The organism is Mammaliicoccus sp. A-M4, from assembly GCF_022386955.1.
Classification (GTDB): domain Bacteria; phylum Bacillota; class Bacilli; order Staphylococcales; family Staphylococcaceae; genus Mammaliicoccus; species Mammaliicoccus lentus.
This window is the reverse complement of record NZ_JAJNHH010000023.1, coordinates 1-18,950: the sequence shown is the minus strand read 5'-3', so window position 1 is coordinate 18,950 and position 18,950 is coordinate 1. Positions and strand designations below refer to the sequence as shown.

Sequence of the window (18,950 nt, the reverse complement as noted above, 5' to 3'; positions counted from 1 at the left end):
AAAATCAAACAGATTTATTTTGTTAATACATTCTAAAAAACCAATGGTTGATTACTTCTAAAGATATTACACATAAATATGGACTTGACTAATAAGAGTATGGTTAATTGGATTATTGTCTTAGTAAATCCAATAAGAGTATGGTTAGTTGGATTATTGTCATCGTTAATCCAATAAAGGTATGTGTACTTGGATTAATGAGGTACTAAATCTAATAAGGAGCCACTACTTGGATTTATATAATATTTAATCAAACAACAATATCAACTCTTGCTTTTTGATTAATTCTATCCAAAAAAGAGCTAAGGATTTACATCCCTAGCTCTTTTCAGTTTCATCTTCATCCATGCCTAATTCTTCTTCCATAAGCTTTTGTTCTGCTTTTAAATATTTCTTATATCCAACCTTAGATATCATAATACTTATTTCATATAGTACAATCATAGGAATCGTGAATAGCATATGCGTCATAAAGTCAGGTGGTGCTATTAAAGCAGCTAAGACTAACAATATGAAGTATGCATACTTTCTATTTTTCTTTAAAAACACTGGTGTCACAATACCTAATCGCGTTAAAAACAATAGCAGTATAGGCAGTTGAAATACAAATCCGAAAGGTATAGTAAATTTAAACAACTCACTAAAATATTCTTTAATGCCTATCGTTTGTTTAATGCCCATATCGTCTGCCAATCCCATTGTAAACGAAATTAAGTAAGGGAAAATAACAAAATAAGAAAACAATAATCCAATGATAAATAATCCTAAACTAAAAGGAATATAACTTAAAGTGACTTTTTGTTCTTTTGGATGTAATCCTGGTGATATGAAAGCCCATAACTGGTATAAGATAACTGGTGAGACAATTATAAAAGCTATTACGACAATCATTGCTATGTATATTGTAAGAGGGTCCGTTATTCTGAAAGCATTTAGTTCTAATGATTGAGTAAAATCATCATTCGTAATGTAATGAATGACTGGTTTTGCAAAGAAAAAACCTATTACTAATCCCCCGATTAGAAAGTAAGCAACTACCATTATACGTTTACGCAATTCTTCTAAATGTTCGACAAATGTTAAGTTGTCTTTATTCACCGCTTTACCTCCAATCTAAAAAAAGATGTGGCAGGATTCCCGCCACATTTATATGAACATTATGTCCGTGCTTTATTTAACTTCTTTGTCCTGACTTTGTTCGTCGTTATTTTTCTTATCGTCGAAGTTTGTCATGCCATCTGTAGCGTCTTTAAATTCTTTCAAAGTTGAACCCATTGCTCTTCCGAATTGTGGTAATTTCTTCGGTCCGAAAATAATCAGTGCAACTACCCCTATAAATAATAAACTAACTGGTCCTGAAATGCCGACAGTATTGATAAACGCTAATGCTTCCATCTTGATACCCTCCTATTGATTCTTCATAAAGAAGATTAAAGATTGTAGTTCTATTCCTAAATCTATATGATGTACTTGAACTTTCTCAGGTACGTTTACTCTTTGAGGTGTAAAATTCAGTATTCCAGTAATACCTGCTTTTGTTATTCTATCTGCAACTTTCTGTGCAGCTTGTTGTGGTACTGTCAATATTACAACTTCAATACCAAGTTCTTCAAGTACTTTCTCGAAATCGTCCATGCTATCAATCGTTAATTTACCTACCATATTACCTACTACATCTTCAGATTGATCAAAAGCTGCTACAATTTGCATTCTATCATTAACCGTAAAGTTATAGTTAACGAGTGCAGTACCTAAGTTACCTACACCAACAATAGCTACTTTTGTCATATCATCTTGCTCTAAAGTTGTTCTGAAAAACTTTAATAAATAACTGATGTTATAGCCGTATCCTTTTTTGCCTAGTTCTCCAAAATATGAAAAATCACGACGAATTGTCGCTGAATCAATTTTGAGACCTTCACTAAGTTCTTTTGAAGACACACGGTCCACACCTGAATTATGCAAAGTGCTAACAAATCGATAGTACAGTGGCAATCGTTTCAAAGTTGCTTTTGGGATCTTCACATCATTCTTCGCCAAAATCCTCACCTTTTCTACTATAAAATAATGTGATTGCGTTCACATCTATTGGGTTAATTATATCAAACTTTTCTTGAAATAACTATACAAATATTGTATGCAAATAAGATACATTTCTTTAGTGTTTTCATGTAGAATAATAAGTAATAGAGAGGTGTAGATATGATACTTTTACAAATAAATAAATTAGAAAAGTCTTTTGACGGCGACATAATATTTTCAGATGTCGATTTTGAAGTCAAAACAGGCGAAAGAATAGCTATCGTCGGCAGAAATGGTGCTGGAAAAACCACATTGATGAAAATTATTGCTGGCACTGAATCATATGACTCTGGAAACTTTTCTAAAGGTAAAAATGTTTCAATGGGTTATTTAACTCAACAAATGACATTAGATTCTTCCGATACTGTTATGAATGAAATGAGAAAACCTTTCGAACATATCATAAAGCTAGAACAGAAAATGAATAACTTAACAAAATGGTTAAGCGAACATGCTGAACAGTATGATAGCGAAGAATATAAAGAACAGTTATCGCAATATGAATATTTATCTAATCAATATGAACTATTAGATGGGTATCAATATGAAAGTAAAATAAAAACAGTGTTAACAGGTTTGAATTTTACTGAAGAAGATTTTGAAAGAGAAATACATTCATTTAGCGGTGGTCAAAAAACAAGGTTATCAATGGCTCAAATGTTATTACGCGAACCTGATTTATTACTGCTTGATGAACCTACAAACCATTTAGATATGGAAACTACAGAATGGTTGGAAAATTATTTAATACACTTTAAGGGTGCTATTGTCATCATCAGTCATGATAGATATTTCTTAGATAAAATTGTTAATCAAGTATATGATGTGGCACTTGGTTCTGTTAAGCGTTATATCGGCAATTATAGTAAATTTCTAAAAGAAAGAGATGCCCATTATGAAAAAGTAATGGCTGAATATGAAAGACAGCAAAGTGAAATTAAAAAATTAGAAACATTTGTTGAGAAAAATATAACAAGAGCATCAACAAGTGGTATGGCAAAAAGTCGTAGAAAAGTTCTTGAAAGAATGGAAAAAATCGAAAAACCAAGGCTAGATGCTAAAAGCGCTCAAATAGCTTTTGAAATTAACCGTTCAACGGGTGAAGATGTTTTATCTGTTAAAAACTTAGAAATTGGCTACTCTAATCGTATTACACCCCCTATAAATTTAGAGGTAAAAAGACACGACCGAATTGCTATAATCGGTCCAAATGGTATTGGGAAATCCACATTAATAAAAACGATTGCCCAAAAACTAGAATCATTATCTGGTGATATACGTTATGGTTCCAATGTTCAAATCGGTTATTACGATCAAAAACAAGCTGAATTTAAATCTAATTTAACGATTTTAGATTATGTTTGGAATCAATATTCTCATATGCCAGAAAAAGATATTAGAACGATTCTTGGGCGTTTTTTATTTACACAAGAAGAAGTTAAAAAAATAATCAATGATTTATCTGGTGGAGAAAAAGCTAGATTACAGCTTGCATTACTCATGTTAGAAAAAAATAACTTACTCATTTTAGATGAGCCTACAAACCATTTAGATATTGATTCAAAAGAAATGTTAGAACAAGCTCTACAAAATTATGAAGGTACACTCTTATTTGTAACTCATGATCGTTACTTTATTAATGAACTTGCTAACAAAATATTTAATATTACTGCTGATGGTAACGAATTATTCCAGGGAGATTATCAATATTACTTAGAAAAATTAGAGCAACGAGAAGCAATCGAAAACTATGAACAAAGTAACAAAAAGCAAACCGCTTCTACTAATGATGATGACTTCTATATTAATCAGAAACAACAAAAGAAAGAAAAAAGAAAATTAGAAAGACAACTTGAAGAAATAGAAAGTAATATATCTGAATATGAATCACTTATAGAAGATTATGAATATCAACTTACTTTGCCTGAAGTATTTAATGATATTGAAAAGAGTAATCAAATTAATAAACAAAGAATAGATACAGAACATCTGCTCGAAGAAAGTATGAATAATTGGGAAGAAATACAAAATCAATTAGATTAATTTAAAAGTATTAGAGTTATTTTTACACTCTAATACTTTTATTTTTTTATATTTAGCCACATTTTTATTCACATTAAAAAGTCTTGTTTTACTAGTAGTCCACAGAGTTATCCTACTTATCCACAGGTAAATTACACAAACCTTTCTTTTTAACAATAAGTTATCCACAAATATTTAAAAAGATATACTTAGTTTATCCACAAAATGTGCTTAACTTGTGCACAAGTACAAATGTTCCGTATTGACTTTATTAATTAAGCATGTACTTCATACTAAGAAAGTAAAGATTATTAATTAAAAATATATTTAAACATAATTTTTTAATAATATAGAAAATATTAGTAGATTTAAAATCTAAAAAGCCTTATAATTCAGGTAACCAATTTCTTTTTAATTTTCAAAATTTATATATTTTATTAAATTGGCTAATTTCACTAATCATTGGTCTGACATGAAACAGAAGGGATGGTAGTTCATGAAAGAAAATAATGAAAATATAGAGCGCTATTCAACCCAGGCTAAAGAATTACTAAATCTTAAAATTATAACTAAAGATGAATATGAGGAAAGAATACAAGACTACACTGATTACACAAATAGTGAAGGTAAGTATTCACGAAAACAATAGCATTATCTTAATACTTATAGTATTTAATAGATTTATCATATACATGCCTATTTGAAACAAAAATAAGCATATCACTTAACTGATTATTTCAGTTTAAAAGTGATATGCCTATTTTTTATAGTTTACGATTTTGTTCGTGCAAGCTTGCCAATAGAAAATTTATTGTTTAAAAACAACTCTAATCCATCATTTCTATATCTAATGAACTTTTTCCATTAAGCTTCATGTCCGCTGTCTTACCGTTTATATAAAGGTAATGAGCTACTGAACCAATCATCGCAGCATTATCTGTACAGAGATTTAGAGGTGGTATTTTTAATTCTATTTGTTCTCTTTCACATTCTTGCGCCAATACTTTTCTAAGCCCTTTGTTTGCGGCAACTCCTCCTGCCACAACTAGCTGGTCTACTTTATATTCTTTAATGGCAGACATCGTTTTACCTACAAGAACTTCTACAACACTATTTTGAAAGCTTGTTGCTACGTCTTCTGGTATAATTTCTTCATTTTTTTGTCGTTTGTTATGAAGTGTATTTATAACAGCACTTTTCAAACCACTAAAACTAAAATCATAACTATCTTTTTCTAACCATACTCTTGGGAAATTTAAATTATCTTGCCCAATTTCTGCTAATCGATCTACTTCTGGTCCACCTGGATAAGGTAATCTTATTGTTCTAGCTACTTTATCATATGCTTCGCCTACAGCATCATCTCTTGTTTCACCTATTATTTCAAAGTTTAAATGATCTTCCATATAAATTAATTCTGTATGACCACCTGATACAATTAGCGCCATTAATGGGAATTGTAGAGGCTGAATTAGATTGTTAGCGTATATGTGACCAGCAATATGGTGTACTGGGATTAATGGCTTTTGGTAACTAAATGCTAAAGCTTTAGCACTCGCTACACCTACCAATAATGCCCCAATTAATCCTGGACCTTCTGTAACAGCAATGGCATCTATCTCTTCCATAGTCATCTCTGCATTTTTCAAAGCTTCATCGACTACTCGAGTAATCACTTCTACATGTTGTCTACTCGCTACTTCAGGTACTACTCCACCAAACTTCTTATGTGTCATCATCTGTGTTACGACTTCGTTACTTAATATTTCTTTACCATCTTTAATCACACTAGCTGCAGTTTCATCACAACTTGTTTCAATACTTAATATTATAGATTCACACATTTTTTAGACTCACCCACATTACTTTTGCATCCTCTCCGTCGCCATAATAATTTTTTCTGACGCCACCATAAGTAAACCCTGCTTTTTCATATACATGTCTTGCTACATCATTTTCAATTCTTACTTCTAAACTCATTGTTGTGCATGTTGAACTCGCAAAATTCATTACGTATTCTAATAACAATTGACCGACTCCACTATTTCTATAATTTCTACTTACTGAAATCGTCGTAATTTGTGCTTGATCTATCACGAGCCACAAACCACAATAAGCAATAATTTCTTCACCTAGCGATACTACAAAATAATGAGCAAATTCATTCTTCTCTAATTCATGATAAAAAGCTTCCATCGACCACGAACTATTAGTGAAACTCTGCTTTTCTATTTCATAAACTTGAGGGACATCTTCCATTGACATTTTTCTAATTTCTAACGTGTTGTCTGATTGTTTTTCCAATTTTGTTCCGCCTCTGATAATTTTAAATATCGTGGTTTTAGTTCGTGTACATTTTTAATAGGTTCTTCTTTTATATCATACATTCTAGAAGCATCTGGTAAATAAGATTTTATTTCACCTGCTAATTGATCTTGGAGCTTCTCAGCATCTTTCCCTACATATATATATGTTTTGTTTAATGACTCCAAGTATTCTTTAAGTGCTTCTATAGAGATGTACGTATCTTCCATTACATTTGTTAATACATTATCTTCATACTTATATACACCAGTAAAGACATGATTACGTCTTGCATCAAATATAGGGACGATTAGCGTTTCTTTTATATCAGTTGTATGTGCCAAGGCTTTTAAAGAAGACACTTCATAAACTGGTATATTAAGTGCATATGCTAAAGTTTTAGCTGTAGTGATACCAATCCTTAATCCCGTATAAGAACCTGGTCCATTTGCTACTACAATTTCAGTTAAATCTTTAGGTACAATATTGGCTTCTTTTAACATATTCTCAATTACGGGCATCAATTGTAACGAGTGATTCTTTTTTATATTTGATTGATGATTAAGTAATATTTGGTTTTCATTCATAATTGCAACGGCTAATGGTTGATTGGAAGTATCAATCAGTAATGTCGTCATTATTTAACAACTCCTTCAATTGTTTATAGTGTTCACCTTTTGAAACAATTTCAAACGTTCTTGTATGCTCATCTAATCTCTTAATATTAATTTCTAATCTCTCTTCAGGTAGATAATCTTCAATGAATGTACTCCATTCGATTAATGTAACACCATCACCATTAAAATACTCATCAAAACCTAAATCTTCATCGCTATCTTCTAATCTATAACAATCCATATGATGAAAAGGCAATTTTCCTTTGTATGATTTAATTATATTAAAGGTAGGTGAATTAATATTTCGCTTAACGCCTAAAGCTTTACCAAAAAATTGGCTAAATGTCGTTTTACCTGCCCCTAAATCACCATTAAGCAAAATGACATCATTTTTCGATACATGCTTTGCTAATTTTTCTGCAATATTTTTCGTTTGATCTAATGTTTGAACTTCAATATACAAATGTAACACCTACCTTTAATTTTACTAAGTTAAACTAACTGAATTATTATAACAAATAATTAAAAAATTGGGTAATGAATGGTTTTTTATCGCTAAAGCGCTTACATTGTCTAAATATTTAGAAAAATCCAAATCTTCTGTTGACATGTCCCGAAATATGGGTTAAATTTAGTACATAAATTTTTTAATTATTCAAAATATATCGAAAAATAAAAATTCTCATTTAAGAAGAAAGGACGAGTTGTAATGAAATTCTATATGACGGCACATAAACCGACAACTGAATATAGCTTAATAGTAATTTTATTACGCTCAGTAGGACTCGAACAACAGTAACTTGCAATTTACTGTATGGTTTAAGTCCTATTTCTACTTGAATGGGACTCGTAAACAGCGTCCCATTATATTGGGAGGCTGTTTTTTTATTTTCTAGAGGAGTGTAAATATGAGAAGTGACATGATCAAAAAAGGTGACCAACAAGCACCTGCAAGAAGCTTATTACATGCAACAGGACAAATTAAAGACCCAACAGATATGAACAAACCGTTTATTGCTATCTGTAACTCTTACATCGACATTGTCCCAGGACATGTTCATCTAAGAGAGTTAGCTGATGTTGCTAAAGAAGCAATCAGAGAAGCAGGTGGTATTCCATTCGAATTTAATACGATTGGTGTAGACGATGGCATTGCAATGGGACATATTGGCATGCGCTACTCATTACCAAGTAGAGAAGTTATCGCAGATGCAGCAGAAACAGTTATTAACGCTCACTGGTTTGACGGCGTATTCTACATGCCAAACTGTGACAAAATCACACCAGGAATGTTACTAGCATCAGTTAGAACAAACGTACCAGCTATTTTCTGTTCAGGTGGACCGATGAAAGCAGGTTTATCTTCAACAGGAAAAGCATTAAACCTATCTTCAATGTTCGAAGCAGTTGGTGCATTTAAAGATGGATCAATGAGTAAAGAAGAATTCTTGGATATGGAACAAAACGCGTGTCCTACTTGTGGTTCTTGTGCAGGTATGTTTACTGCTAACTCAATGAACTGTTTAATGGAAGTGCTAGGTTTAGCTCTACCTTATAACGGAACAGCAATTGCAGTTGGTGAACAAAGAAAAGAATTAATTCGAGATGCTGCATTCAAGTTAATGGATTTAGTTAAAAATGATATTAAACCAAAAGATATCGTAACAAAAGATGCTATCGATGACGCATTTGCTTTAGATATGGCAATGGGTGGTTCTACTAACACAGTTCTACACACATTAGCTTTAGCAAATGAAGCAGGAATTGATTACGATTTAAACAGAGTAAACGAAATTGCTAAACGTACACCGTACTTATCTAAGATTGCCCCAAGCTCATCTTACTCAATGCATGATGTACATGAAGCTGGTGGTGTTCCAGCAATCATCGGTGAATTGCTGACTATGGATAATGTATTACATCCAGATAGAATTACCGTAACTAGTAAAACATTAAGAGAAAACAACGAGAATAGAGAAATTAAAAACCTCGATGTTATCCATAAAAAAGAAAACGCATTTTCAAAAACTGGAGGTTTATCAATCTTATTTGGAAATATCGCTCCAGATGGTGCAGCTATTAAAGTCGGCGGAGTTGATCCATCTATTAGTAAATTCGTCGGTAAAGCGATTTGCTTCGACTCACATGATGAAGCGGTTGAAGCAATTGATAATCATACAGTACGTGAAGGTCACGTAGTTGTTATTAGATATGAAGGTCCTAAAGGTGGACCAGGAATGCCAGAAATGTTAGCCCCTACTTCATCCATCGTAGGTAGAGGTTTAGGTAAAGATGTTGCACTTATTACTGACGGAAGATTCTCTGGTGCAACAAGAGGTGTTGCTGTCGGACACATTTCACCTGAAGCTGCTGCTGGTGGCCCTATTGGATTAATTAACGATGGAGACGAAATCGTAATTGATTTAGTTAATCGTAAATTAGATGTTAATGTTTCTGACGCTGAATTACACGAAAGAAAACAAAATATCAAACCATTTAAAGCAAAAGTAAAAACTGGCTATTTAGCTAGATATACTGCCCTTGTTACAAGTGCAAATACAGGTGGCATTATGAAAGTACCAGATGAATTAATTTAAGGAGTGATTATCATGGCACTAACTACTAAATCTTATAATGAACCCGATGAAGCAACTAAGGAAAAAACAATAACTTACACAGGAGCAGAATTACTCGTACAATCATTTATTGATCAAAAAGTTGATTATATCTTTGGTTATCCTGGAGGCGCTGTTCTTCCATTATATGATGCTTTTTATGATGGTAAAGTTCCTCACATTTTAACTAGGCATGAACAAGGTGCTGTTCATGCCGCGGAAGGATATGCAAGAGTTACTGGTAAACCAGGCGTGGTTGTTGTAACAAGTGGACCTGGTGCTACAAATACAATCACAGGTATTGCAGATGCAATGAGTGACTCTATCCCTTTGATCGTTATTACTGGACAAGTGCATAGACCAGGTATTGGTAAAGATGCTTTCCAAGAAGCGGATTTACTTTCTATGACAACACCAATTACAAAACATAACTATCAAGTAACAGATGTAAAAGATATTCCAAAGATTATAGACGAAGCTTTTCATATTGCTTCTACTGGTCGTAAGGGGCCAGTTGTAATCGATTTTCCTAAAGATATCGGCGTATTAGAAACAGTTGAAGTTGAACCAAGAGATTTAGATTTACCAGGTTATCAGCTTAATTTAAATCCTGAAGATAAAGAAATTGAGCAAATCATTCAAATGATGAGTGTAGCTAAAAGACCAATTATTTTAGCTGGAGCTGGTGTGAATCATGCAGAAGCTTCTAAAGAACTCACTGAATTTGCTAACAAATTTAAAATTCCAGTAGTGAATACTTTATTAGGATTAGGGTCAATTCCCTACTCTGACCCATTATTCTTAGGTATGGGCGGCATGCATGGTTCTTACGCAAGTAATATGGCACTTACAGAATGTGATTTGTTGATTAACTTTGGCAGTAGATTTGACGATAGATTAGCAAGTAAACCTGATGAGTTTGCTCAAGACGCTAAAGTTATTCATGTCGATATCGATCCAAGTGAAATCAATAAAATTATACCTACTGATTTAGGTGTTATTGCCGATGCAAAGCTCACTCTAGAAGCATTGTTAGAATATGATGCTCATGAATTAATTCATAACGAATGGTACGAACATTGTCTATCAAATAAAGCGACTTACCCATTCAGATACGATACACCTACAGATGACTTTGTTAAACCACAACAAGCAATCGAATATATTGGTAAAATCACTGACGGTGATGCATTAGTTTCTACAGATGTAGGTCAACACCAAATGTGGGTCGCTCAATATTATCCGTTTAAAACACATGGACAAATCATTACAAGTGGTGGTCTTGGAACAATGGGATTCGGAATTCCAGCTGCAATGGGTGCGAAATTTGCATATCCTGATAAGACAGTTGTTGCCTTTGTTGGTGACGGTGGATTCCAAATGACTAATCAAGAGATGGCTATTCTTAACGAATTTGATAACGATATTAAAATTGTTCTTATCAATAATGGAACACTAGGTATGGTAAAACAGTGGCAAGATAAATTTTACAGTCAACGTTTCTCACATTCAGTATTTTCTGGACAACCCGATTTCATGAAGCTTTCAGAAAGTTATGGCGTTAAAAGTTTCATGATTGATTCAAATGAGAAATTAGAATCAACACTTGATGAAGCATTTGCACATAAAGGCCCTGCTCTTATCGAAATTAGAATATCCCCTTCTGAACCAGTACTACCAATGGTTCCAAGTGGACAACCAAATTATAAGATGGAGGGCGTGGAATAATGAAAAGAACAATTAAGACATTAGTGCTCGATAGAGCGGGCACACTCAACCGGCTTACAAGTATTTTTGTAAGGAGACAGTACAACATTGTTACTCTTTCAGCAACGCCAACTGAAACTGAAGGCATTACTAACATTACATTTATCGTCGATGTTTCAGATGAAAGTAGTATCGAAACGATCATTAAACAATTAGAAAAACAAGTGAACGTAATTTCAGCTTTAGATATTACAGAAACAAATTTATTTAATCGTGAGTTGATTCTTATAAAGCTCGGTCATCCTAGCAATTATCAAGAATTCGAATCAGTGATCGAACCTTATAAAGAACAGCTCACAATTTTAAAAGATGTTGAAGAACACATCTATTTACAAGCTTTTGGAACCCATCAAACAATAGAAAATCTATTGGATGATTTAGATATATATCCAGTGACACAAGTGTCACGAACAGGTTCTGCAGGATTACTATAAAAACAAAACAAATTAACTATTGGAGGCATTTTATTATGACTAAAGTATTTTATGACAACTCGGTAACAGAAGACGCATTACAAGGTAAAAAAATTGCAGTAGTTGGGTATGGTTCTCAAGGACATGCACATGCACAAAACTTAAAAGATAACGGATATGATGTAGTTATCGGTATTCGTCCAGGTAAATCATTCGATCAAGCTAAAGAAGATGGCTTTGAAGTATATCCAGTTAACGAAGCAGTTAAACAATCTGACGTTGTAATGATTCTATTACCAGATGAAATCCAAGGACAAGTATATAAAGAAGAAATTGAACCTAATTTAGAAGCAAATAATGCATTAGTATTTGCCCATGGATTTAACATTCATTTCAAAGTCATTCAACCACCTGAAAATGTTGATGTGTTCCTAGTAGCACCTAAAGGACCAGGTCATCTTGTAAGACGTACATTTACAGAAGGCAGCGCAGTACCAGCTTTATATGCTGTGTACCAAGATGCTTCAGGTAAAGCAACTCAATTAGCGCTTAGCTATGCAAAAGGAATTGGAGCAACTCGTGCTGGTGTAATTGGTACTTCATTTGAAGAAGAAACTGAAACAGACCTATTTGGTGAACAAGCTGTATTATGTGGCGGTGTTACTAAGTTAATCCAATCAGGATTTGAAACACTAGTAGAAGCTGGATATCAACCAGAAATTGCTTATTTCGAAGTATTACACGAAATGAAATTAATCGTTGATTTAATGTATGAAGGCGGAATGGAAAACATGCGTTACTCTATTTCAAATACTGCTGAGTACGGTGACTATGTTTCAGGAGAACGCGTTATTACACCAGATGTTAAAGACAACATGAAAGCAGTATTAAAAGATATTCAATCAGGAGCATTCAGTGATAGCTTCATTAAAGATAATGAAAATGGCTTTAAAGAGTTCTTAAGAATGCGTAAAGAACAACAAGGTCATCAAATTGAATCAGTTGGTAGAGATTTACGTGACATGATGCCATTTGTTAAAGCTAAAAGCATTCAGTCCAAATAAATCATAGTAACTTAAGGAGAGGATAATTATGCCAGATCATATTCAAATATTCGATACAACTCTAAGAGACGGAGAACAAACACCTGGAGTAAACTTTTCATTCGAAGAACGTCTCAAAATTGCTAAACAACTAGAAAAATGGGGAGTAGATGTTATCGAAGCAGGATTCCCCGCTTCTAGTGAAGGTAGTTTTAAATCAGTGGAAAGTATTTCACAAGCATTAACAACAACAGCTGTATGTGGTTTAGCTAGATGTAAAAAATCAGATATTGATGCTGTACATGAATCTACAAAGTTAGCTCAACATAGACAAGTTCATGTATTTTTAGCAACTAGCCCTATCCATTTAGAATTCAAATTAAAAATGACTGAAGATGAAGTATTAGCATCGATTAAAGAGAATATCACATATGCTAAAACATTATTCGAAAACGTACAGTTTTCACCTGAAGATGCTACAAGAACACCTTTACCATTTTTAATAAAAGCAATTCAAACTGCTGTTGATGCTGGTGCTAATATAATCAACATTCCAGATACTGTAGGTTATTCGTATCCTTTAGAATATGGTCAACTCTTTAAGACAATTATTGAATCAGTTGAAAGTGACCATGAAGTGATTTATAGCTCTCATTGTCACGATGACCTAGGCATGGCCGTAGCAAACGGCCTTGCTGCTTTTGAAAATGGCGCTCGTAGAGTTGAAGGTGCAATAAATGGTATCGGAGAGCGTGCTGGTAATACTGCACTCGAAGAAATTGCACTTGCATTGTATGTAAGAAAAGACCATTACAACCTTTCTACTAATATTAATTTAGAAGAAACAAAAAATACAAGTGACATGGTCAGTCGTTATTCAGGCTTTCAAGTTCCTAGAAATAAAGCAATTGTCGGACAAAATGCATTTAGCCATGAATCAGGTATTCATCAAGATGGCATTTTGAAAAATCCAGAAACATATGAAATTATGACACCACAACTCGTCGGTGTTGTAAAAAATTCATTACCTCTAGGTAAATTATCCGGTAAACATGCTTTCAGTGAAAAACTAATAGAACTAGGCTACGACTTAACACCAGACGAACAAGTCGAAGTGTTTAAACAGTTTAAATCTATTGCAGATAAGAAAAAACAAGTAACTGATCGTGATATACACGCTATTTTACGCGGTAGTGAACATGAAGAAAATGCGTATTATAAAGTTAATGCTCTTCAACTGCAATTCGTATCTAACGGCCTGCAAAGCGCAGTCGTCGTTATTGAAGATAAAGAAGGTAAAACTTATCAAGATTCATCGATTGGATCTGGTTCTATCATTTCAATTTATAATGCCATAGATAGAATTTTTGATTATTCACCTACTCTTCAACAATATAGAATTGAATCAATTACTGAAGGAACGGACGCTCAAGCTGAAGTTCATGTACAAGTTGAATTTGAAGATGAAACATATACAGGTATCGGTATTGATTACGATATTTTATATGCTTCATGCAAAGCTTATGTTGAAGCGCATGCGAAACATAGTGAAACTACATTGAAAGAAGGCGTGAAGTCATGACATACAAAATCACTGCCCTACCCGGTGATGGTATAGGCCCAGAGATTTTAACAGGTAGTTTAGAAATTTTAGAAATCCTGTCAAAGAAATTTAATTTTGAATATGAAGTAGTATCAAAAGATTTTGGAGGTATCGCCATAGATAAACATGGCGAACCTTTACCTCCTGATACATTAGAAGCATGTAAAAACAGTGATGCTATTTTGTTAGGTGCTGTTGGAGGACCTAAATGGACAAATCCTAAAAACAGACCTGAACATGGACTATTAGGTATCAGAAAAGCACTTAAACTTTTTGCTAATATTAGGCCTACAATTGTTACTGAATCAACTGCACACCTTTCTCCACTTAAAGAATCATTAGTAAAAAATACAGATTTTATCATCGTTAGAGAATTAACAGGCGGTTTATATTTTGGCGAACCAAAATATTTCGATGAAAATAAAGCTGTAGATACTCTAGCTTATTCAGTTGATGAAATAACACGAATAGCACATGTTGCTTTTAAACTAGCTCAACATAGAAATAAAGTTGTAACTTCAGTAGATAAAGAAAATGTATTAAGTTCTTCAAAATTATGGAGACAAACATTAGAAACAGTTTCAAAACAATATCCTGATGTAACTTTAAATCATTTACTCGTAGATGCTTGCAGCATGCATCTTATAACAAATCCAAGACAATTCGATGTAATTGTAACTGAAAACTTATTTGGTGATATTTTAAGCGATGAAGCATCGGTTATCCCAGGTTCATTAGGATTATCACCTTCAGCTAGCTTTGGAGAAGACGGACCTAGTTTATATGAACCTATTCATGGTTCAGCTCCTGATATCGCTGGAAAAGATATAGCAAATCCAAGTGGCATGTTATTATCTTTAGCAATGTTAATACGTGAAAGTTTAAATCAACCAGAATGTGCACAACATTTAGAAGATATCGTATTTAAAACAATAAAAGAAGGTATTTCAACAAAAGATTTAGGTGGACAATCTAGCACATCTCAAGTCTTCGAAACTATTAAAAAATCAATTTAAAAGGAGGAAACGACATGAGTCAAACATTATTTGATAAAGTATGGAATCGACATATAATAGCCGGTAAAGAAGGTGAACCACAATTATTATATATCGACTTACACCTAATACATGAAGTCACTTCTCCTCAAGCTTTTGAAGGCTTAAGATTGCAAAATAGGAAAGTCCGACGACCTGATCGTACATTTGCTACGTTAGATCACAATGTACCGACAGTTGATATATTCAATATTAGAGATGAAATAGCTAATAAACAAATTCAAGCTTTGCAAAAAAACTGTGAGGCTTTCGGTGTAAAGTTATTTGATATGGGTTCAGATGAACAAGGTATTGTGCACATGGTTGGACCTGAAACAGGTTTAACACAACCAGGAAAAACAATTGTATGTGGTGATTCTCATACAGCTACACATGGCGCATTTGGTGCTATAGCTTTTGGTATTGGTACAAGTGAAGTAGAACATGTTTTTGCAACACAAACTCTATGGCAAACTAAACCTAAAAACTTAAAAATACAAGTAGATGGAAGTTTACCTAATGGTGTTTATGCCAAAGACCTTATTCTTTATTTAATCAATCAACATGGTGTAGATTTTGGAACTGGTTACGCATTAGAATTCGCTGGAGAAGCCATTGAAAATATGACGATGGATGAACGCATGACCATTTGTAATATGGCAATTGAAGCTGGCGCAAAATACGGTATGATGAAACCAGATGAAACAACTTTTGAATATGTTAAAGGTCGTGAATACCAACCTGAAAACTTTGAAGAAAAAGTAGAAGAATGGAAAGAACTCTATTCGGACGAAGAGGCTACTTACGATAAAATTATCAATGTAGATGTGACCGATTTAGAACCACAAGTGACTTGGGGAACTAGTCCCGAGATGGGCGTAAGTTTTAGTACTCCTTTCCCTGAAATAAATGATTTAAATGATGAAAGAGCTTATAACTATATGGGACTTGAACCAGGTCAAACAGCAAGAGATATTCCTTTAGGATATGTATTTCTAGGTTCATGTACAAATGCTAGACTTTCAGACTTAATCGAAGCAAGTAAAATCGTAGATGGTCATACCGTCCACTCTAATATAACAGCTATTGTTGTCCCTGGTTCAAGAAGTGTTAAACTTCAAGCCGAGGCATTAGGTCTAGACAAAATATTTAAAGACGCTGGTTTTGATTGGAGAGAACCTGGATGTTCAATGTGTCTAGGTATGAATCCAGACCAAGTACCTGATGGAGTACACTGTGCATCTACAAGTAACCGTAACTTCGAAGGAAGACAAGGTAAAGGAGCTAGAACTCATCTAGTATCCCCTGCTATGGCTGCAGCTGCTGCAATTAATGGTAGATTTGTAGATACAAGAAAGGTGGTCATTTAAATGGAACCTATTAATATATTTAATGGTAAAACTGTACCTCTATTAAATAATAATATTGATACAGATCAAATTATTCCTAAAGCATTTTTAAAACGTATTTCTAAAACAGGATTCGGACCATTTTTATTCGATGAATGGCGCTACCTTTCAGATGGCTCAGAAAATCCAGAATTCAATTTAAATAAACCTGAATATAAAGGCGCATCTATTTTAATTTCTGGAGATAACTTCGGTTGTGGTTCATCAAGAGAACACGCTGCATGGGCTTTAAAAGACTTTGGTTTTCTTATTATAATAGCTGGTAGCTTTAGTGATATCTTTTACATGAACTGTACTAAAAACGGTATGCTTCCTATTGCTATTGAAAATAAAACAGATAGAGAATCAATTGCTCAACATAGTGAAATTACAATAGATTTACCAAATCAAGAAATTATAACACCAGAAGCTAAATATCACTTCGATATTGATGCAACATGGAAAAATAAACTCGTTAATGGACTAGATGATATCGCAATTACATTAACATATGAAGACCAAATTAATGAATATGAAAAAACGCACAACTAATATAGGAGTGATAGAATGACCTTAAAAACTCGATTAAGTACCGATGATATCGAAGATGCATTTTTAAAACTTAAAGATACCGTCAAACAAACACCACTTGAAAAAGACTTATACTTATCTCAAAAATTTGATTGTAATGTATATCTAAAACGTGAAGATATGCAATGGGTAAGATCTTTTAAATTACGAGGCGCGTATTACGCGATTAATCAACTAACTGATGAACAACGTGCTAATGGTGTAAGTTGCGCAAGTGCAGGTAATCACGCACAAGGTGTTGCATTTACAGCTAAGTATTTAGGTATTAAAGCTGTAATATTCATGCCTGTTACTACTCCGTCACAAAAAATAAATCAAGTTAAATTTCATGGTGGAGAATTCGTGCAAATTGAATTGATCGGTGATACATTCGATGATTGTCTAAAACACGCACTAGAGTACACTAATAAATTTAATTTATCATTTATTGATCCATTTAATAATTTAAATACAATTGCAGGACAAGGTACTATAGCAAAAGAAATCCTAGACTTTTCTTCTGAAGAAAATATAAATTTTGATTATTGTTTTGCAGCAGTTGGAGGCGGCGGCCTTATCTCTGGAGTTGGTACTTATTTAAAAGATAAGAGCCCTTCTACACAATTAATTGGTGTTGAGCCATTAGGTGCTAGCAGTATGGCACAATCTGTGAAAGCTAATAAAGTTGTAGCACTTACAGATATAGATAAATTCGTAGATGGCGCTTCAGTAGGTAAAGTTGGCGAATTAACATTTGATATCGCTAAAAACGTTGTAGATAATTTTGTCGCAATCGATGAAGGTGAAGTGTGTAGCACAATCTTAGATATGTATTCGAAATTAGCTATTATAGCTGAGCCTGCAGGTGCTTTAAGTGTATCGGCATTAAACCATTACAAAAATGAAATTAAAGGTAAAAATGTAGTATGTATCGTCAGTGGTGGCAACAATGATATTAATAGAATGAAGGAAATAGAAGAACGTTCATTGCTATTTGAAGATATGAAACATTACTTTATTGTTAATTTCCCTCAAAGACCTGGTGCTTTAAGAGAATTTGTTAATGATGTTTTAGGACCGAATGATGATATTACTAAATTCGAGTACTTAAAGAAATCGAGTCAAAATACAGGTACCGTTATTATCGGTATACAATTAAAAGACCATAATGATCTTGATCAGCTTTATAAAAATGTTAGTGAATTTGACCCTAAATACATTTATATTAATCAAAATAAGATGCTTTACTCATTACTCATATAATACAAATACACCCTCTAAAATAAGCTTTAGAGGGTGTATTTTTATGTATAGAAATAGAAAGATTACTCCTTTAAATTAAATCAAAAAAAAGAGACCTAACAGGTCTCGAGTGCGGCTCATCGCATCCATTTTATAATAATTTGCCCGGCAACGTCCTACTCTCGCGGAACGTAAGCCCAACTACCATCGGCGCTAAAGAGCTTAACTTCTGTGTTCGGCATGGGAACAG

At 33.4% G+C, this 18,950-nt stretch carries 18 protein-coding genes and 1 rRNA gene; 11 read left to right on the top strand and 8 right to left on the bottom strand.

Features of this window, described 5'->3' with window-relative positions; all coding sequences use genetic code 11:
* Positions 1-318: 318 nt before the first annotated feature.
* From tatC to LQ682_RS13690, 3 genes are all read right to left on the bottom strand, one after another.
* Positions 319-1,098, bottom strand: coding sequence for a twin-arginine translocase subunit TatC (tatC, locus tag LQ682_RS13700; protein ID WP_017001150.1), 780 nt, complete (start codon positions 1,096-1,098; stop codon positions 319-321).
* Between the two features lie 72 nt (positions 1,099-1,170).
* Complete coding sequence (locus LQ682_RS13695) at positions 1,171-1,395, bottom strand: twin-arginine translocase TatA/TatE family subunit (protein ID WP_017001151.1); 225 nt, start codon at positions 1,393-1,395, stop codon at positions 1,171-1,173.
* A gap of 12 nt (positions 1,396-1,407) precedes the next feature.
* On the bottom strand, positions 1,408-2,040 hold the full coding sequence (locus LQ682_RS13690; RefSeq protein WP_026023746.1) for a redox-sensing transcriptional repressor Rex: 633 nt from the start codon (positions 2,038-2,040) through the stop codon (positions 1,408-1,410).
* Positions 2,041-2,202: 162 nt separating this feature from the next.
* Between LQ682_RS13690 and LQ682_RS13685 the strand changes: the two genes are divergently transcribed.
* Positions 2,203-4,125 (top strand): ABC-F family ATP-binding cassette domain-containing protein, encoded by a 1,923-nt coding sequence (locus tag LQ682_RS13685; protein ID WP_239724578.1) that lies wholly within the window; start codon positions 2,203-2,205, stop codon positions 4,123-4,125.
* 475 nt (positions 4,126-4,600) lie between these two features.
* Positions 4,601-4,753, top strand: a complete 153-nt coding sequence (locus tag LQ682_RS13680) for a hypothetical protein (RefSeq protein WP_017001154.1) — start codon at positions 4,601-4,603, stop codon at positions 4,751-4,753.
* Between the two features lie 178 nt (positions 4,754-4,931).
* Here LQ682_RS13680 and tsaD read toward each other — a convergent pair whose 3' ends face one another.
* Genes tsaD through tsaE form a run of 4 tightly spaced genes read right to left on the bottom strand, consistent with a single transcriptional unit; the run spans position 4,932 to position 7,488 of the window.
* Positions 4,932-5,948, bottom strand: coding sequence for a tRNA (adenosine(37)-N6)-threonylcarbamoyltransferase complex transferase subunit TsaD (tsaD, locus tag LQ682_RS13675; RefSeq protein WP_103269347.1), 1,017 nt, complete (start codon positions 5,946-5,948; stop codon positions 4,932-4,934).
* Positions 5,941-6,369: a ribosomal protein S18-alanine N-acetyltransferase gene (gene rimI, locus LQ682_RS13670; RefSeq protein ID WP_369917454.1), complete on the bottom strand. Its 429-nt coding sequence runs from the start codon at positions 6,367-6,369 to the stop codon at positions 5,941-5,943. The genes tsaD and rimI overlap by 8 nt, the downstream gene beginning before the upstream one ends.
* A gap of 11 nt (positions 6,370-6,380) precedes the next feature.
* Positions 6,381-7,046, bottom strand: a complete 666-nt coding sequence (gene tsaB, locus LQ682_RS13665) for a tRNA (adenosine(37)-N6)-threonylcarbamoyltransferase complex dimerization subunit type 1 TsaB (protein WP_103269348.1) — start codon at positions 7,044-7,046, stop codon at positions 6,381-6,383.
* Positions 7,027-7,488 (bottom strand): tRNA (adenosine(37)-N6)-threonylcarbamoyltransferase complex ATPase subunit type 1 TsaE, encoded by a 462-nt coding sequence (gene tsaE, locus LQ682_RS13660; RefSeq protein WP_017001157.1) that lies wholly within the window; start codon positions 7,486-7,488, stop codon positions 7,027-7,029. The genes tsaB and tsaE overlap by 20 nt, the downstream gene beginning before the upstream one ends.
* Positions 7,489-7,933: 445 nt before the next feature.
* Here tsaE and ilvD point away from each other — a divergent pair, with 445 nt between their 5' ends.
* From ilvD to ilvA, 9 genes are read left to right on the top strand one after another with little or no spacing between them, the layout of a single operon-like run.
* Entirely contained in the window at positions 7,934-9,622 is a 1,689-nt protein-coding gene (gene ilvD, locus LQ682_RS13655; protein ID WP_017001158.1) for a dihydroxy-acid dehydratase, read from the top strand.
* 12 nt (positions 9,623-9,634) lie between these two features.
* On the top strand, positions 9,635-11,368 hold the full coding sequence (gene ilvB / locus LQ682_RS13650) for a biosynthetic-type acetolactate synthase large subunit (protein WP_064204916.1): 1,734 nt from the start codon (positions 9,635-9,637) through the stop codon (positions 11,366-11,368).
* Positions 11,368-11,841, top strand: a complete 474-nt coding sequence (ilvN, locus tag LQ682_RS13645) for an acetolactate synthase small subunit (RefSeq protein ID WP_017001159.1) — start codon at positions 11,368-11,370, stop codon at positions 11,839-11,841. Before ilvB ends, ilvN begins: the two co-directional genes overlap by 1 nt.
* 11 nt (positions 11,842-11,852) lie before the next feature.
* Positions 11,853-12,884 carry a ketol-acid reductoisomerase gene (ilvC, locus tag LQ682_RS13640; protein ID WP_257504811.1) on the top strand — a complete coding sequence of 344 codons (1,032 nt, stop codon included), beginning with the start codon at positions 11,853-11,855 and terminating at the stop codon, positions 12,882-12,884.
* 28 nt (positions 12,885-12,912) lie between these two features.
* Positions 12,913-14,445, top strand: coding sequence for a 2-isopropylmalate synthase (locus LQ682_RS13635; protein ID WP_017001161.1), 1,533 nt, complete (start codon positions 12,913-12,915; stop codon positions 14,443-14,445).
* Positions 14,442-15,482, top strand: coding sequence for a 3-isopropylmalate dehydrogenase (leuB, locus tag LQ682_RS13630; RefSeq protein ID WP_103269349.1), 1,041 nt, complete (start codon positions 14,442-14,444; stop codon positions 15,480-15,482). The genes LQ682_RS13635 and leuB overlap by 4 nt, the downstream gene beginning before the upstream one ends.
* Positions 15,483-15,496: 14 nt before the next feature.
* On the top strand, positions 15,497-16,870 hold the full coding sequence (gene leuC / locus LQ682_RS13625) for a 3-isopropylmalate dehydratase large subunit (protein ID WP_103269350.1): 1,374 nt from the start codon (positions 15,497-15,499) through the stop codon (positions 16,868-16,870).
* A complete protein-coding gene (gene leuD, locus LQ682_RS13620; protein ID WP_017001164.1) occupies positions 16,871-17,440 on the top strand; it encodes a 3-isopropylmalate dehydratase small subunit in 570 nt (189 codons plus the stop codon).
* Between the two features lie 15 nt (positions 17,441-17,455).
* On the top strand, positions 17,456-18,721 hold the full coding sequence (gene ilvA, locus LQ682_RS13615; RefSeq protein ID WP_017001165.1) for a threonine ammonia-lyase IlvA: 1,266 nt from the start codon (positions 17,456-17,458) through the stop codon (positions 18,719-18,721).
* Positions 18,722-18,863: 142 nt separating this feature from the next.
* Here the strand turns inward: ilvA and rrf are convergent.
* Positions 18,864-18,950: ribosomal RNA gene (gene rrf, locus LQ682_RS13610) — 5S ribosomal RNA — on the bottom strand; the annotation flags it as partial.

Coding starts and splice junctions, on each gene's coding strand:
- ilvB (WP_064204916.1), top strand. CDS start 9,635: ATGGCACTAACTACTAAATCTTATAATGAACCCGATGAAGCAACTAAG.
- LQ682_RS13635 (WP_017001161.1), top strand. CDS start 12,913: ATGCCAGATCATATTCAAATATTCGATACAACTCTAAGAGACGGAGAA.
- ilvN (WP_017001159.1), top strand. CDS start 11,368: ATGAAAAGAACAATTAAGACATTAGTGCTCGATAGAGCGGGCACACTC.
- LQ682_RS13685 (WP_239724578.1), top strand. CDS start 2,203: ATGATACTTTTACAAATAAATAAATTAGAAAAGTCTTTTGACGGCGAC.
- leuD (WP_017001164.1), top strand. CDS start 16,871: ATGGAACCTATTAATATATTTAATGGTAAAACTGTACCTCTATTAAAT.
- LQ682_RS13695 (WP_017001151.1), bottom strand. CDS start 1,395: ATGGAAGCATTAGCGTTTATCAATACTGTCGGCATTTCAGGACCAGTT.
- LQ682_RS13680 (WP_017001154.1), top strand. CDS start 4,601: ATGAAAGAAAATAATGAAAATATAGAGCGCTATTCAACCCAGGCTAAA.
- leuC (WP_103269350.1), top strand. CDS start 15,497: ATGAGTCAAACATTATTTGATAAAGTATGGAATCGACATATAATAGCC.
- leuB (WP_103269349.1), top strand. CDS start 14,442: ATGACATACAAAATCACTGCCCTACCCGGTGATGGTATAGGCCCAGAG.
- ilvA (WP_017001165.1), top strand. CDS start 17,456: ATGACCTTAAAAACTCGATTAAGTACCGATGATATCGAAGATGCATTT.
- rimI (WP_369917454.1), bottom strand. CDS start 6,369: ATGTCAATGGAAGATGTCCCTCAAGTTTATGAAATAGAAAAGCAGAGT.
- tsaD (WP_103269347.1), bottom strand. CDS start 5,948: ATGTGTGAATCTATAATATTAAGTATTGAAACAAGTTGTGATGAAACT.
- ilvD (WP_017001158.1), top strand. CDS start 7,934: ATGAGAAGTGACATGATCAAAAAAGGTGACCAACAAGCACCTGCAAGA.
- tsaB (WP_103269348.1), bottom strand. CDS start 7,046: ATGACGACATTACTGATTGATACTTCCAATCAACCATTAGCCGTTGCA.